A 14,686-nucleotide genomic window follows, 5' to 3' on the forward strand; every position below is an offset into this window, starting at 1 on the left:
CCTAGGCTTCCAGGGCACCAGAGGACGAGGGGGAGCGCATGCAGATCGGCGTCGACGGGAACGTGCTGCTCAGCCCGAGCGACCTCTCCACCTGGGCTGCCTGCGAGTGGGCGTTCCTCCGCCGCCTCGACGTGAAGCTCGGCCGTGGGGACGCCCTGCCGGAGTCGCACGACGACATGCTCGAGCGCACCGCCCGGCTCGGCGACCAGCACGAGCTCGACTACCTCGCGATCCTCGAGCAGACCCGCGACGTCGTCGAGTTCGAACGCCCCGCACCGCCCGAGTACGCCGCTGCGGCCGAAGCGGCGCTGGACGCCATGCGGAACGGCGCCGACGTCCTGTACCAACCGACCTTCCACGTGCCGGCCTCCGCCGACGGCAGCGGCTTCATCGGCTTCGCCGACTTCATCATCCGCAACGACCTCGGCGAGTACGAGGTCTACGACACGAAGCTCGCCCGGCACGCCAAGATCAGCGCCCTCCTGCAGCTGGCCGCCTACGCCGAGCGGATGCAGGCGCACGGCATCCCCACCGGCGAGCAGGTCCACCTCGTGCTCGGCGACCGGACGACGACCACGCACGAGCTCGCCGACATCGCGCCGGTGTACCGCACGCAGCGGGCCGAGCTGCAGCGGGTCATCGCCGAGCGCATCGCGGCGGACGAACCGCTGCGGTGGGGCGACCCGCGATACTCGAGCTGCGGGCGCTGCGACGTCTGCACGACCCAGGTGGCGGACCACCGCGACCTCGTGCTCGTCGCCGGCATGCGGCTCGACCAGCGGGCGAAGCTGATCCGGCACGGAGTGCGGACGATCGACGACCTGGCGGACCGCACCGCGGCAGTGCCGGGCTTGTCGCGTGGGACGCAGGACAGGCTGGTGCGGCAGGCGCGCCTCCAGGTCGACACCGAGCACGCGCGCGACGCAAGCCGCGCGCCCGGCATCCCACACCAGCCGCTGTACGAGGTCCTCGACCCGCGCGCCCTCGACGCGATCCCCGCGCCGGACGCGGGCGACGTCTTCTTCGACTTCGAAGGCGACCCGTTGCACACCGAGGACGGCGTGCACTGGGGCCTCGACTACCTGTTCGGGCTGGTCGACGACCGGGCCGAGTTCACGGCGTTCTGGGCGCACACGATCCGCGACGAGCGACAGGCGCTGCTGGACTTCCTCGCGTTCATCCAGGCGCGGCGCGAGCAGTACCCCGGCATGCACATCTACCACTACGCGGCGTACGAGCGGACGCACCTGCTGTCCCTCGCGGCCCGGCACGGGGTCGGCGAAGACGCGGTCGACGACCTGCTCCGCGCGGGCGTGCTGGTCGACCTGTACCCGATCGTGCGGAAGGCGCTGGTGGTCGGCAGCCACAGCTACTCGATCAAGAAGCTCGAGCCGCTGTACATGGGTGAGGACCTGCGCGAGAGCGACGTCACGAACGCCGCGGACAGCATCACCGCCTACGTCGACGCGATCGAGGAGCTCCGGAACGGCGACCCGGCGGCCGGGCAGCACATGCTCGACGAGGTCGCCGACTACAACGCGTACGACTGCCGGTCGACGCTCCGGCTGCGCGACTGGCTCCTGACGTTGCGGACGCCGGCGCCCGCGCCGGAGCCGGAGCCGTCCGAGCTCCTGCCGCCCATCCCCGTCGACCGCGAGCCGAACCCGGTGTCCGTCGCGCTCGCCGCCGAGCTCGAGGACGTCGACGCCCTCGACCGCACCCCCGACCAGACCGCGCTGGCGCTCGCCGCAGCCGCCATCGACTACCACCGCCGCGAGGCCAAGACCTTCTGGCAGGACCACTTCGACCGCCTGCGGAACCCGGTCGACGACTGGGCAGACACCCGCGACGTCCTCGTCGTCGAACGCGCGTCCGTCGAGCGGGACTGGGACACGCTGCCGCGTGCCCGCTCGCAGTCACGAGAACTCCGGTTGTCGGGGACGCTCGCGCCCGGTTCGCGGCTCCGGCCTGGAGGCACGCCCCACCTCGTCTACGACGACCCACTCCCGCCATCGGTCGACTCCCCGGGCCCCGGGTCGAAGGGCGCATCGGCTCGCGCGGTCGTCCTCGACGTCAGCGACAACGGCGACGCCACCGAGGTGCTGCTCAAGGAGAGCCTGCCCGTCGGCGGCGAGCCGCACCACGACTTCCCGGTCGCCCTCGCTCCGGCAGCGCCACCGCGGGCGAAGCCCCAGCCCGAGGCGATCGCCGAGTGGGGCCAGACGGTGCTCGACGAGCTGCCGTCGATGCTGCCCGACCCGGCACTCGACCTGCTGCGCCGGGTGCCGCCGCGCGGGGCGATCGCTCCGGTGCAGGGCGACGACACGGTGTCCGCCGTGGTTGCGACGCTGCTCGGGCTCGACCGGTCGTACCTGGCGATCCAGGGGCCTCCCGGCACGGGCAAGACCTACGTCGGGTCGAACGTCGTCGCCCGGCTCGTCCGTGAGCACGGCTGGCGCGTCGGGGTCGTCGGGCAGTCCCACGCCACCTCCGAGAACTTCCTGTCGGCCGTGGTGCGGGCAGGCGTCGCCGCGGACCGGGTCGTCAAGGTCCCTCGCTCCGGCGCGGATCCCGACGACGTCGACGCTGCGGCGTGGACGCCGGTGAAGAACAACGCCGCCGTCGCTGCGTTCCTGGAGTCGTGCGAGGCCTCCGGCACCGGGGGAGTCGTCGGCGGCACCGCGTGGACGTTCGCGAACGAGACGACCATCGGGCGTCGCTCCCTCGACCTGCTCGTGGTCGACGAGGCCGGACAGTTCTCGCTCGCCCCGACCATCGCCTCGTCCATCGCGGCGTCGCGGCTGCTGCTGCTCGGCGATCCGCAGCAGTTGCCCCAGGTGTCGCAGGGGTCGCACCCGGAGCCCGTCGACCAGTCGGCGCTCGGTTGGCTGACCGACGGCGAGCACGTGCTGCCGCCGGAGTTCGGGTACTTCCTCGCCCGAACGCGCCGGATGGAGCCCGCGCTGACCGCCTCGGTGTCGGCGTTGTCGTACGACGGGCAGCTGGCGTCGATGGTGTCCGGCCGGCACCTCGACGACATCGACCCCGGCGTCCACGCGGTGCCGGTCGCCCACGCCGGCAACACCACGTCGTCGCTCGAAGAGGCCGCTCGCGTGGTGCAGCTCGCGCAGGACCTGGTCGGCCGCCGGTGGGTCGACGGCGACGAGACGCGGGTCCTCACCGACGAGGACGTCATCGTCGTCGCGCCGTACAACGCGCAGGGTGCGGTGATCCGGCAGGAGCTCGACCGGGCCGGACTGCGAGGGACGCAGGTGGGCACGGTGGACCTGTTCCAGGGGCGCGAGGCCGTCGTGTCGATCGTGTCGCTGGCGGCGTCGAGCGCGGCGGACATCCCGCGCGGGCTCGACTTCCTGCTCATGCCGAACCGGTTGAACGTGGCGCTGTCGCGGGCGAAGTGGGCGGCGTACCTCGTGTACTCGCCGGCGCTCACCACGGGCCTGCCGCCGTCCATCGCCGGGCTGTCGTTGCTGTCACGGTTCATCGAGCTCGTCGAGCCGCGCCGCTGACTCCTGCTTCGTCAGGCCCTATGGTGAGCAGATGACATATCAGCAGCCACCCGGTGGCCCGTACCTGCCGCCACCGAGTCCGTACGTCCGGGTAGCCGGCAACGGGTTCGCGATCGCGGCCTTCGTCCTCGGGCTCTTCGGCTTCCTCGTGACCTGGATCCCGTTCTTCATCGGCATCTTCCTCGGCGGGCTTCCCGACGTCCTCGCGATCGTCTTCGGGATCTGCGGAATCGTGCGGGCCAATCGAGTACGTCGCGGCATGGGGCTGGCGGTGACGGGGCTGGTCCTCGGGGGCCTCGCGTTCCTCAGCATCTTCGTCGGCGCCGGAACGGTGTGGTGACCACGTGATCGACTTCACCAACGGGTCCCTGTTCAAGCTCACCCACTGCGACCCGAGCGAGGTCGAACCGCAGATCGCCGGCCTGCTCCTCGACGGCGAACGCGTCCTCGTCGCTGCCAAGACCATCCGCGACTTCGTGGCCTTCACGGACAAGCGCATCATCGCCGTGAACGTGCAGGGCATCACCGGGAAGAAGCGCGACTTCAGCTCACTGCCGTACAGCAAGATCCAGGCGTTCTCCGTGGAGACCGCGGGCTCGTTCGACCTCGACGCCGAACTCGAGCTCTGGTTCAGCGGACTCGGCAAGGTGCGCTTCGAGTTCAAGGGGCGGTTCGACATCACCTACCTGGGGAAGCTCATCGCGCACCACGTGTTGTGAACGACCGATCGACCGTTCTGGTTCGTGGACCTCGGGGATCGCGAACCAGAACGGTCGATCGCCGAGTGCACTGTGCTGTTGCGGCCCACGTCCCCACAGCACTCCGGGACGATCCGTCGTTCCTGGGCGATGTCGGATCCGGACGGCGTTCCCCGGCTTCCGCGGTCCGGATCCGACACGGCGGAGAACGCGACCGCATCTGCCCGGGGTGCTGACGCCAGAACGAGGGCTGGCCGCGCACCCGTGACCCCTGGGACGGTTGCACCATGGGGGAAGCGAAGGGCGGCGCGCAGCTGACGCTCCGCGCACGGAAGCCCGGCTACGCGGTGATGCAGGAGTGTCTCGCGATCCAGTCGGCCGCTCCGGCGCGGACGAGTTGGCAGCGGTTCTGGGGGCACGATCCGCTCCACGACGATGCCCGGTCCTGGTTCAAGGGCGCGATCGGCGAGCGGGACGTCGCACGCGCGCTCGACGCGCTCGGGCCGGAGTTCACGGTGCTCCACGCGGTGCCGGTCGGGAAGCGCTCGACCGACATCGACCACATCGTCGTCGGGCCGACCGGGGTGTTCTCGATCAACACGAAGAATCACTCCGGGCAGAGCGTCTGGGCCGGTGGACGCACCCTCACCGTGAACGGGCAGCGGACACAGCACATGCACCGCGCCGTCGCCGAGGGGGAGCGTGCGACGGCGCTGCTGTCCGCGGCCGCGGGTGGGCCGATCCTCGTGCAGCCGGTGCTCGTGGTGGCGGCGGCGAAGCTCCGGTTCGGCGACAAGGCCCCGGCGGTCGTCACCCTCCGGCCCGACGAGGTCGGCGCGTGGATCACCGGGTTGCCGCGGGCGCACTCCGACGAAGCGGTGCGGTACCTCGCGATGCTCGCCGAGGAGCGCCGCACGTGGCACGTCGACGCGGTCGTCCTGAACGACACGCTCCGCCACGTGCAGCGGTTCGAACGGCTCGAGCGGGAGATCGACGAGGCCCGACGGCGACGCGCGCTGCTGCGGAAGGGGCGGGTCGTCGCGGGCCTCGCGGTACCGGCCGGCGGTCTGCTCGGGTACTGGTGGGCGACGGCAGCGATCTCGCTCGGGCTGTGACGCGATGGACGGGCTCGGCCGCGTCAGCTCGTCGTCGCCGTGGTGGCGGCCGTCGTCGCGGCGAGCACACCGGCGGTCATGGCTGCCGCCTGGATGTCCGACAGCACGGCGCGGACGGCGGGTGAGGCCCACTCGCCCTCGCTGATCGACCGGACGAGGGCCTTGTCGACCGCGCCGAACTGGTTCCGCAGGGTGCCGGTCGCGTCGAGCAGACCGATCACCGTCGCCAGGTACGGGCTCGGCGGGGTCCGCTGCGCCAGCACGTCGGCGACCCCGGCCCGGACGAGCGACTCCGGGCCGCCGTCGAGCTCGGGATGCCGGGTGGTGGTGAACAGCACGAGGGTGGTGTGCTGCTCCTCCGAGACGATGCCGCGCTGCACGAGACCGGCCAGGACCGCGTCACGGAGCGGGCGCTTGCCGAGGCGCTGCACCCACCACTTCGCCTTCCGCGGCGTGCCCGACACGGAGTAGACAGCGCGCACCTGCTCGAGCACCCCGTCGAGGGCGGCGTCGCCGGTGGGGGTGCCGGTGGCGATCCCGACGCGGCCGTCCTGCAACGTGATCGCACCCCGGAGCGCGAGGTCGGCCAGCGCGGCGCCGGCGAGACCGAGGTCCAGACGCTGGCCGTCGGTGCTGCGACGACCGTCGGGGGCGATCTGGAGCAGCGCGAAGGCCTGGGGGATGGTCAGCAACTCAGCCATGTCCGCATGGTGCCACGCGGGGCGGAGGGGTGCCGCGCCTCCAGGCCGACACGCAGGACACCGTGAGGTGCGCCGCGCGTCGGACCGGACCCGTTCAGTACTTGGCGGACTGGCCGCCGTCGATCGGGACCACCGTCGCGTTGACGTACGAGGCGTCGTCGGACAGCAGGAAGGCGACCACCGCAGCGATCTCGGGGGCCTCGCCGTAGCGCTTGGTGGGGTTGACCTGGATGAACTCCTCGGCGGCCTTCCGCGGGTTCTCCGGGTCGAGCTGCTTCATCGAGTTCTCGACCATCGGCGTCCAGATCGCTCCGGGGGCGATGGCGTTGATGCGGATGCCGTACTGGCCGTACTCGACGGCTGAGTTGCGGGTGAGGCCGACGACGCCGTGCTTGGCGGCGGCGTACCCGGACTGGTTGCCGATGCCGCGGATGCCGCCGACGCTGGCGGTGTTCACGACCATGCCGCTTCCCTGCGAACGCATGACCGCGAGCACCTTCTCGAGGCCGAGGAACACACCACGGAGGTTGATCGACACGACCTTGTCGAACTCGGCGGCGGTGAAGGACTCGGTGGGGTTCTGCTTGCCCTCGATGCCGGCGTTGTTGAAGAAGCCGTCGATGCGTCCGAAGCGCTCGGTGGTCGCGGCGACGTACGCCTCGACCTGGGCCTCGTCGGAGACGTCGGCGACGGTGGTGAGGACCTGCGCGTCGGGGGCTGCCTTGAGCACGGCGGCCTTCGAGGCGTCCAGTCCCTCGGCGGAGACGTCGACGAGGGAGAGCGCGGCGCCCTCGGTCGCCAGACGGACGGCGGCGGCGCGGCCGAGGCCGGAGCCGCCGCCGGTGATGAGGACGACGCGGTCGGTGAAGCGAGTGGTGGGCATGGGGTGGCCTCCTGAGGTCTTCGACGGTGAAGGGCTCGGGGTCCGCGCGGCGCTCGTGGTTCGGCGCAGGGCAGCGAGTCCGGTCCGGTGCAGCTGCATCGAGGTACTTAGGCTACACCTGTCGCCAACAGCGTCGGTCAGCAGCCTCCGAGGATGCGGGCCATCGCATCGTGCTCCGCCGGGGCGACCCACAGTCGGTACTTCGCCTTCACCGCGACCTGGTGCTCGACGTAGGTGCAGCGGAAGGACTTGTCGGCCGGCAGCCAGGTCGCGGCGTCGCCCGAGCGCTTCTGCGCGTTCGAGTGGCCGTCGACCGCGAAGAGGTTCTCCGGGTCGTTCGCCAGGGCCTCGCGCTCGGCCTGCGTGAGCTGCTGGGCGCCGGTCCGCCACGCGTTCTCGAGCGCGACGACGTGGTCGATCTGCACGAGGGTCGAGGTCCGGTTCCCGCGCACGAAGTCGACCGTCGCCCCGGTGTACGGCGACACCAGCGTCCCCGTCAGCACCGTGCACGGCCCCCGGCGGGTGATCGCGGCGAGGTCCCGCGCCAGCACGTCGTTCCGGGTGTCGCACCCGTTCCGGTCGACGTCGAGCCACGCGGTGCCGAAGTCGCCCTCGCGGTCGTAGCCGGTCGCCGGCGCCTTGCCTTTGACCGGCAGGGCAGCGAGCTGGGTGCGTGCGCTCGCAGCGCTGGTCGCGGTGCCGCCTGGGGTCGGACTGGAGGCGCGGCTCGGCTCCGGTGCGTCGGGTTCCGTCGTGATCGTGGGCGCGTCGGTCGCCGCGGGGGCGGTCGCTGCCGGAGCGGCTTCGGCGTCGGGCGCGAGCACCCCGGTGGTGTGGAGTGCGTAGGCGCCGACCGCGAGGGCGAGGACGACGATGACGGACGTGAGGCTGGTGCGGGTACGGCGTCGGCGGGACGTCATGCGGGGTGGGGCTCCTGGTGGTGCGGTAGTGCGGTGGTGCGGGTCCGGCGGGACCGGGATCGATCTTCCCGTGAAGGACCGACATCGTCGGGCGTAGACACGGGGCATGACCGATTACGCGAATCCGTCCGTGTCCGTCACCGGTGGGTCGATGCCGCTCCTGGGCTTCGGCACCTGGCAGATCCCCGACGCCGATGCTCCCGCCGCGGTGGGCTCGGCACTCGAAGCTGGCTACCGCCACATCGACACCGCCACGGGCTACAGCAACCAGCGCGGGGTGGGGAAGGCGATCGCCGCGTCCGGCCTGGCCCGCGACGACGTCTTCGTCACGACGAAGCTCCCGCCGGACAACGCCGACCGTGTGCGCCAGACCATCGAGGAGAGCCTCGAGCAGCTCGGCCTCGACCACCTTGACCTCTGGCTCGTGCACTGGCCGCCGAACGGCGAGGCCCGCCCGGACGTCTGGGAGCAGGTCGTCCAGGCGCAGGCCGACGGCCTCACCCGCGCGGTCGGTGTGAGCAACTACTCGCTCGCGCAGATCGACGAGCTGGTCTCCGCAACCGGCACGACCCCGGCCGTGAACCAGATCAAGTGGAGCCCGGTCGAGTACGACCGCGCGATCGCCGACGGGCTGTCCGAGCGCGGGGTCGTCCTCGAGGGCTACAGCCCGTTCAAGGCGAGCAACCTGCAGGACCCGACGCTCGTCTCGATCGCCGAGGCGCACGACGCCGATGCTGCCCAGGTCATCGTCGCGTGGCACGTGGCGCACGAGTTCGTCGTCATCCCGAAGTCGTCGAACCCGGAGCGCATCGCCTCGAACGCCGCCGGAGCCCGCATCGAGCTGAGCGCCGACGAGGTCGCACGGATCGACGCACTCGGGCACTGACCCGGCGCACAACCGAAGTCACGCCGAACTGCGCATCGCCGCGGTTCGGCGTGACGTTCGTTGTGCGGCGGCACGCCGAACCGGGCGCGCGCACGCCCGGCGCGCTCGGCCCGCCCGGCGCCGCGGCGCCCCGCTCAGTCGAGCAGGGACCGGATGTCGTCGGCCGTCAGGTCCTCGGCGAACAGCGCGTCGTCGTCGATCATCGTGGCGAACAGCTCGGCCTTCTTCGCCGCCAGCGCGAGGACCTTCTCCTCGATGGTGTCCTCCGCGATGAACCGCTGCACGTTCACGGACCGCGTCTGGCCGATGCGGTGCGTGCGGTCGACCGCCTGGTTCTCGGCGGCGGGGTTCCACCACGGGTCGAGCACGAACACGGTGTCGGCCTCGATCAGGGTCAGCCCGAACCCGCCCGCCTTGAGCGAGATGAGGAACGCCGGCGCGGTGCCCGTCCGGAAGCGGTCGATCACCTCGGGCCGACGCCGCGTGGAGCCGTCGAGGTACTCGTACCCGATGCCGCGCTCGTCGAGCGCGGTGGCGACCATGCGGAGGAACGACGTGAACTGGCTGAACACCAGGGCACGGCGGCCCTCGGCCGCGAGCTGCTCGAGTTCGTCGAGCAGCAGTTCGAGCTTCGCGGAGGACAGGTCCTCCCGCGAGCCGTCCACCAGCGCCGGCGACAACGCCAGCATCCGCAGCAGCGTCAGCGACCGGAACACGATCATCCGGTTCCGCGCCAGGTCGTCGATCAGGTCGAGCACCTTCAGGCGCTCCCGGTTCAGCGTCCGCTCGTACAGCGCCCGGTGCTCGGGGTCGAGCGTCACCCGGACGACCTGCTCCTGCTTCGGCGGCAGGTCGGCGGCCACGCTCTCCTTCGTCCGTCGGAGCATGAGCGGCCGGATCCGCCGTCGCAGCCGCTCGGTGAGTTCCTGGCGCGCGACGCCCCGCAGGTCGGGGGAGGCCAACGGCTTCACGTAGTCGTCGCCGAACCGCGACCACGACGACAGCAGCCCGGGCGCCACGACGTGGAACAGCGCCCACAGGTCGGTCAGCCCGTTCTCGAGCGGCGTGCCCGTGATCGCGAACTTCACCGGAGCGCGGAGCTCCACGGCGGCGCGGTGCGTCTGCGACTGCGGGTTCTTCACGAACTGCGCCTCGTCGAGCACGAGCGCCGACCACGACAGGTCGGTGTACGCGGCCGCGTCGAGGCGGAGCAGCGCGTACGAGGTGACGACGACGTCCGACGCGGCCGCCGCCCGAGCCACCCGGGCCGGGTCCTTCAGCGAGGTCGCGGTGACGGTGGTGACCCGGAGCGACGGCGTGAACCTCGCTGCCTCGTCCGCCCAGTTGCCCACGACGGAGGTCGGCGCGACGACGAGGAACGGCGGCCCCTCGGGCGAGGCCTGCCGCGCGGCCGCGATCATCGCGAGCACCTGCAGCGTCTTGCCGAGCCCCATGTCGTCGGCGAGCACCCCGCCGATGCCGTGCGACAGCAGGAACGACAGCCACGCGTAGCCGGCGTGCTGGTACGGCCGGAGCTCCGCGTGCACCGAGTCCGGCAGGGGGACCGACTCCGGCGGGGTCGCCCCGAGCAGCCCGGACGCGATCGTCTGCCAGCGTTCGTCGTGCGAGGTCTCGTCGGCGAGCTGGTCGAACTCCGACCAGAGCCCGGCCTGCAGCGGCGTCACCGTCATCGGCTGGTCGGGCTCCCACTCGTCGAGGTCGCGCGCCTCGTCGATGAGCTCCTTGAGCCGGTCGAACGCCGGGTCCCCGAGCGACAGGTACGAGTTGTCGACGAGCTTCATCCGCCGGTCCCGCTTGGCGAGTGCCCGGAGCAGCGGCGTGAACGGCACCTGCTTGCCGTTCACGGTGACGAAGATCCCGAGGTCGAACCAGTCGTGCTTCTCGGACGGCATGGTCGTGACCGTGATGTGCGGCCGTCCGGTCAGCCGCTCGTAGTCGACGCGCTCGCCCTGCACCACGGTGCGGACGCCGAGCGCGGGGAGCGCCGGCAGCAGCTCGGTCGCGAACACCGCGACGTCGGCACCGTCGACGGTGCCGTCGACGAACCAGTCCAGTCCACCTCCCGGGCCGGGAGGCGCGGCTCGGCCCGCGACGTCGGCCGTCGTCCCCGACGTGGTCGGCTCCACGGCGTCGTCCGCCGCACGCAGACCGCTCAGGTCCGGCAGGGGGCCGTGCAACGCGACCGGGTCCTTCCGGCCGTCGACGTGCCAGCGCCACTGCAGGTGCACGCGGTCGTCCGTTCGGGGGAGTCGCGCCGGCTCGAAGGTCGCCGTGAGCACGAGCTCGGGCGGCGTGCGCTCCGGGAGCGCGATCGAACCGTCGGAACTGACGAGCCCGAGGGCGCCGCGCAGCCTCGGGGACCAGTCGGCCAGGAACTCGTCGACCTCGGCCGCGGGCACCGTGATGCGCGTGCCCTCGACGAGCATGCGGCGCTGGTCCTCGGGCACCGGGGCGGGGGTCGGGGCGAACACGACGTGGAACTCGGGGCTCTCGCGGAAGACGTAGAGCCCGTGGTCGCCGATCATCCGGGCGGCGCCGTCGACCACGGGCCGGCCGTCGAGGACCGCACTCGCCCCGAGCACCAGACCGTCCTCGTGCCGGGCGGCATCGAGGAGCACCCGCGCCTCGGCGCCGAGCACCGCACCGCCCTCGCGCTTGCCGGTCACGAAGGCGATCCCCAGCGCCTGTGCCTGCCCGAGCAGCGGCCAGAGCAGTGGGCTGCCGAAGTCGTCGAGGTGGATCCAGTCGGCCTCGCCCGGCAGCCCGGCGAGCTGCCCGGCGCGGTGGAGCGCGGCGAACTGCAGGAACCAGCCGTGCTGCTCGGGGGACAGGCCGAACCGGTTCATCGAGTACGGGAGCGTTCCCCACGTCAGCTGCCCGCGCACCCAGTTGCCGGCGTCGCTCCGGGTCACTGGGCGGACGCCGAGCCGCACCGACCGCGAGGCCGTGGGCAGTGCCCGACCGGCCGCCCGTGCGCGGGACGCGAGCCGGGCCGACACCGCGTCACGCAACTCGAACTGCAGACCCATGGGCGTGCCCTGCGGGGCGACCACCTGCTCGTCGTCGCCGGCGAGGCGGGCGAGGTCGTGCCTCCAGTCAGAGGGCGGCGGAGCCGGCGCTTCCGCACGTGGGCCGGCCGCGGCGGCGAGGGCACGAGCGTTGATGGTGAGGAGCGCGGCGGCGACGTGCTTGCACTCGCCCTGAAGCGGGCAGCTGCAGGTGCTGCGGACCGGCCGGACGAACTCGCCGCGCGCCGGGGTGGTCTCGATCCGGACCTGGTACGGGTCGTCGGCTGAACCGGAGACCGTCGCGGTGACCGTGCCGTCGTCGTCGTGCCAGTCGGCGTCGTCGACCAGGCCGGCGCGGACGAGGTCGCGGGCCCGGCCGAACGCCTGCGGCCCGACGAAACGGATGACGTCGACGGCGTCGATCATCGGGGCGGCTGGCACGCGTCGAGTCTGCCAGGTGCCACCGACCGCAGCAGCGCGCAGCCGCGGCCATACTGGGACGGTGACGACCATGCGAGGCGAACTGCGATCCACGGCCACCCGCGAAGCCGAGGGCAGCGGGGACGACATCGAATCGGCTCGGCAGGCCGCGATCGCGGCGCTCGACCTGGACGGCTTCGAGCTGCAGCAGATCAACGCGGTCACGAGCAAGGCGACCGGGGAGACGACCGTCCGGGCGATCGCGCGGTCGCGGGACACCACGCCGCACGAGGCGACCGGCAAGGACTACGCCGACGCGCTGCGGGCGTTCCGCGAGTCGATCCCCGAGGGCTGGCAGGCGCAGAACATGCGCGAGGTGCGGCAGTAGGCGATCGGCCGCTGCGCGCACCGGCCCGTTCTGGGGGCGTCGGACCGCGCCGATCCCCGGCAGGATCGTTGTCGGTCCGTCCGGAGGGAGTCGCATGCTGCAGTCACTGGTCTACATGAGTTCGGCCTCCGAGCCGTTCGACGAGGAAGCCCTCGCGGCGGTGCTCGAACACGCCCGCGAGCGGAACACCGCCGACGGCCTCACCGGCATGCTCGTGCACCGGGCCGGCCGCTTCATGCAGCTGCTCGAGGGCCCGTACGACGCCGTGATCGCGACCTACGCCCGGATCGTCGAGGACCCGCGCCACGAGGAGGTCCGGCTGCTGGTCGAGGAGTCGATCCACACGCGGCGCTTCCCGGAGTGGTCGATGGCGTACGACCGCGAGGCCGACGGCGGCGACGTGCCCGAGGGGTTCAGCGGCTTCCTCTCGCAGGGCGACCAGAGTGCGGACGCGAGCAAGTCGCGCGAGCTGCTCCGCTGGTTCCGGAACCACCCGATGGCGGACCCGACGGCGTCGAAGGGGAAGCACCGCCGCGAGGCGTGAGCCCCGCTGCGGCGCGCTGCTGCGGCGCGCTGCTGCGGCAGCGCGCTGCTGGGTCAGTCGCCGATCGGCTTACCGGTCGTCTCGCCCGTCGCCAGCTTGCTGTGCCGCCGCGAGTAGCCGAAGTACACGCCGAGGCCGATCGCGAACCAGATCGCGAAGCGGACCCAGGTCTCCCACTGCAGGAACGTCACCAGCCACAGCGATGCGATGACGCCGATGATGGGGATCACCGGCATGAACGGCAGCCGGAACTGGCGGTCGAGGTCGGGCTGGCGGTAGCGGAGCACGATCACCGCGGAGCAGACCACCACGAACGCGAGCAGGATGCCGATGTTCGTCAGCTCCGCCACGACGCCGATCGGCAGGACGCCGGCCAGGATCGCCGACGCGATGCCGAGGATCCACGTGACCCGGGTCGGCACGTGGCGCTTCGGGTCGGTCTTCGCGAACCACTTCGGCATCAGGCCGTCGCGGCTCATCGAGAACCAGACACGGCTCGCACCGAGCATGAACGTCACGAGCACGGTGATGATGCCGACGATGGCGCCGATCGCGATGACGTTCGCGACCCCGCCGAGGCCGACCGACGCGAACGCCGACGAGAAGCCCGACGCGGGGTCGATGTCGGTGTACTTCTGCATCCCGGTGAGGACGAGCGTCGCCAGCACGTACAAGACCATCGAGATGCCGAGGGACAGCAGGATCGCCTTCGGCATGTGCTTCCGGGCGTCGGTGGACTCCTCGGCCGCGGTGGACATCGCGTCGTAGCCGAACACGGCGAAGAACACGGTCGCGGCACCGGTCATGACGCCGCCGAAGCCGAACGGGAAGTACGGCGAGTAGTTGGCGCTGTTGATGTGGAACACACCGAGCACCACGATGAGCACGACGAGCGCCACCTTGATGCCGACGGCCACGAACTCGAAGCGGGCGGCGCTGCGGATGCCGCGGGTCAGGACGAACGCGGTGAGCAGGCAGAGGATGATCGCGAAGACGTCGATCACGTGGCCGTCGCCGGTCCCCGGGGCGCCGAGCATCCAGGCGGGCAGGTCGATGCCGAACTGGCCGACCAGGAACCCGACGTAGCCGGAGATGCCGATCGCGACCACCGCCACGATCGCGGTGTACTCGAGCAGCAGGTCCCAGCCGATGAACCAGCCGACGATCTCGCCGAGGACCGCGTAGCCGTACGTGTACGCGCTGCCGGCCTTGGGGATGAGGCCAGCGAACTCCGCGTACGACAGGGCGGCGGCGGCGCTCGCGACACCGGCGACGAGGAAGCTGATGAGGACGGCGGGGCCGGCGACGCCGTTCGCCACCGTGCCGGCGAGGGTGAAGATCCCCGCGCCGATGATGCCGCCGATGCCAATCGCGGTGAGCTGCCAGAGGCCGAGGTGCCGTTTCAGGCCGTCCTCGCCACCGGTCTCGTCGTCGATCGTGTCGATCGGCTTCCGTCGGAAGAGGGTGCGTGTCGTCGTCGTCACGCGCCCACTCTGCTCCTCGTGGGCGCGTTGTGCGCGGTCGGTCTGCGGCGTGCCGCGCGGGGCGTGGCGGGCAGGCGGGGCGGGGCGGGCG

Annotated in this window: 12 protein-coding genes; 7 read left to right on the top strand and 5 right to left on the bottom strand. The window is 71.7% G+C overall.

The features are described from left to right. Positions 1–38 precede the first annotated feature (38 nt). The 4 genes from BIU96_RS12430 (at position 39) to BIU96_RS12445 (ending at position 5,340) form a co-directional block, all read left to right on the top strand. Positions 39–3,527 carry a TM0106 family RecB-like putative nuclease gene (locus tag BIU96_RS12430; RefSeq protein WP_071292935.1) on the top strand — a complete coding sequence of 1,163 codons (3,489 nt, stop codon included), beginning with the start codon at positions 39–41 and terminating at the stop codon, positions 3,525–3,527. Between the two features lie 31 nt (positions 3,528–3,558). Then, positions 3,559–3,867: a hypothetical protein gene (locus tag BIU96_RS12435; protein ID WP_071292936.1), complete on the top strand. Its 309-nt coding sequence runs from the start codon at positions 3,559–3,561 to the stop codon at positions 3,865–3,867. Positions 3,868–3,871: 4 nt separating this feature from the next. Then, positions 3,872–4,246, top strand: coding sequence for a PH domain-containing protein (locus tag BIU96_RS12440; protein ID WP_071292937.1), 375 nt, complete (start codon positions 3,872–3,874; stop codon positions 4,244–4,246). A gap of 266 nt (positions 4,247–4,512) precedes the next feature. Next, entirely contained in the window at positions 4,513–5,340 is an 828-nt protein-coding gene (locus BIU96_RS12445) for a nuclease-related domain-containing protein (protein ID WP_071292938.1), read from the top strand. Positions 5,341–5,363: 23 nt separating this feature from the next. Here BIU96_RS12445 and BIU96_RS12450 read toward each other — a convergent pair whose 3' ends face one another. The 3 genes from BIU96_RS12450 to BIU96_RS12460 form a co-directional block, all read right to left on the bottom strand. Beyond that, positions 5,364–6,041, bottom strand: a complete 678-nt coding sequence (locus tag BIU96_RS12450) for a GPP34 family phosphoprotein (RefSeq protein ID WP_071292939.1) — start codon at positions 6,039–6,041, stop codon at positions 5,364–5,366. A 94-nt stretch (positions 6,042–6,135) separates the two neighbouring features. After that, the gene (locus BIU96_RS12455; RefSeq protein ID WP_071292940.1) at positions 6,136–6,924 is read right to left on the bottom strand and encodes an SDR family oxidoreductase; all 789 of its coding nucleotides are present in this window, start codon (positions 6,922–6,924) and stop codon (positions 6,136–6,138) included. A gap of 137 nt (positions 6,925–7,061) precedes the next feature. After that, on the bottom strand, positions 7,062–7,844 hold the full coding sequence (locus tag BIU96_RS12460) for an HNH endonuclease family protein (RefSeq protein WP_139200011.1): 783 nt from the start codon (positions 7,842–7,844) through the stop codon (positions 7,062–7,064). Between the two features lie 106 nt (positions 7,845–7,950). On the opposite strand from BIU96_RS12460, the gene BIU96_RS12465 reads away from it, so the two are divergent. Beyond that, positions 7,951–8,730, top strand: coding sequence for an aldo/keto reductase (locus BIU96_RS12465; protein WP_071292942.1), 780 nt, complete (start codon positions 7,951–7,953; stop codon positions 8,728–8,730). A 134-nt stretch (positions 8,731–8,864) separates the two neighbouring features. On the opposite strand, the gene BIU96_RS12470 is transcribed toward BIU96_RS12465, so the two are convergent. Then, positions 8,865–12,200, bottom strand: a complete 3,336-nt coding sequence (locus tag BIU96_RS12470; protein WP_139200013.1) for a DEAD/DEAH box helicase — start codon at positions 12,198–12,200, stop codon at positions 8,865–8,867. A gap of 61 nt (positions 12,201–12,261) precedes the next feature. Between BIU96_RS12470 and BIU96_RS12475 the strand changes: the two genes are divergently transcribed. After that, positions 12,262–12,567, top strand: a complete 306-nt coding sequence (locus tag BIU96_RS12475; protein WP_071292944.1) for a hypothetical protein — start codon at positions 12,262–12,264, stop codon at positions 12,565–12,567. A 94-nt stretch (positions 12,568–12,661) separates the two neighbouring features. Further along, positions 12,662–13,111, top strand: coding sequence for a BLUF domain-containing protein (locus tag BIU96_RS12480; protein ID WP_071292945.1), 450 nt, complete (start codon positions 12,662–12,664; stop codon positions 13,109–13,111). A gap of 53 nt (positions 13,112–13,164) precedes the next feature. On the opposite strand, the gene BIU96_RS12485 is transcribed toward BIU96_RS12480, so the two are convergent. Beyond that, on the bottom strand, positions 13,165–14,595 hold the full coding sequence (locus BIU96_RS12485; RefSeq protein WP_071292946.1) for an amino acid permease: 1,431 nt from the start codon (positions 14,593–14,595) through the stop codon (positions 13,165–13,167). Between the last annotated feature and the right edge of the window lie 91 nt (positions 14,596–14,686).

Origin of the sequence: Curtobacterium sp. MCBA15_008 (assembly GCF_001865065.1) — a bacterium.
Taxonomy (GTDB): domain Bacteria; phylum Actinomycetota; class Actinomycetes; order Actinomycetales; family Microbacteriaceae; genus Curtobacterium.

Bases quoted from the DNA above. Each gene is read 5' to 3' on its own strand.
- BIU96_RS12435 (WP_071292936.1), top strand. From the start codon at position 3,559: ATGACATATCAGCAGCCACCCGGTGGCCCGTACCTGCCGCCACCGAGT.
- BIU96_RS12430 (WP_071292935.1), top strand. From the start codon at position 39: ATGCAGATCGGCGTCGACGGGAACGTGCTGCTCAGCCCGAGCGACCTC.
- BIU96_RS12455 (WP_071292940.1), bottom strand. From the start codon at position 6,924: ATGCCCACCACTCGCTTCACCGACCGCGTCGTCCTCATCACCGGCGGC.
- BIU96_RS12450 (WP_071292939.1), bottom strand. From the start codon at position 6,041: ATGGCTGAGTTGCTGACCATCCCCCAGGCCTTCGCGCTGCTCCAGATC.
- BIU96_RS12480 (WP_071292945.1), top strand. From the start codon at position 12,662: ATGCTGCAGTCACTGGTCTACATGAGTTCGGCCTCCGAGCCGTTCGAC.
- BIU96_RS12460 (WP_139200011.1), bottom strand. From the start codon at position 7,844: ATGACGTCCCGCCGACGCCGTACCCGCACCAGCCTCACGTCCGTCATC.
- BIU96_RS12465 (WP_071292942.1), top strand. From the start codon at position 7,951: ATGACCGATTACGCGAATCCGTCCGTGTCCGTCACCGGTGGGTCGATG.
- BIU96_RS12445 (WP_071292938.1), top strand. From the start codon at position 4,513: ATGGGGGAAGCGAAGGGCGGCGCGCAGCTGACGCTCCGCGCACGGAAG.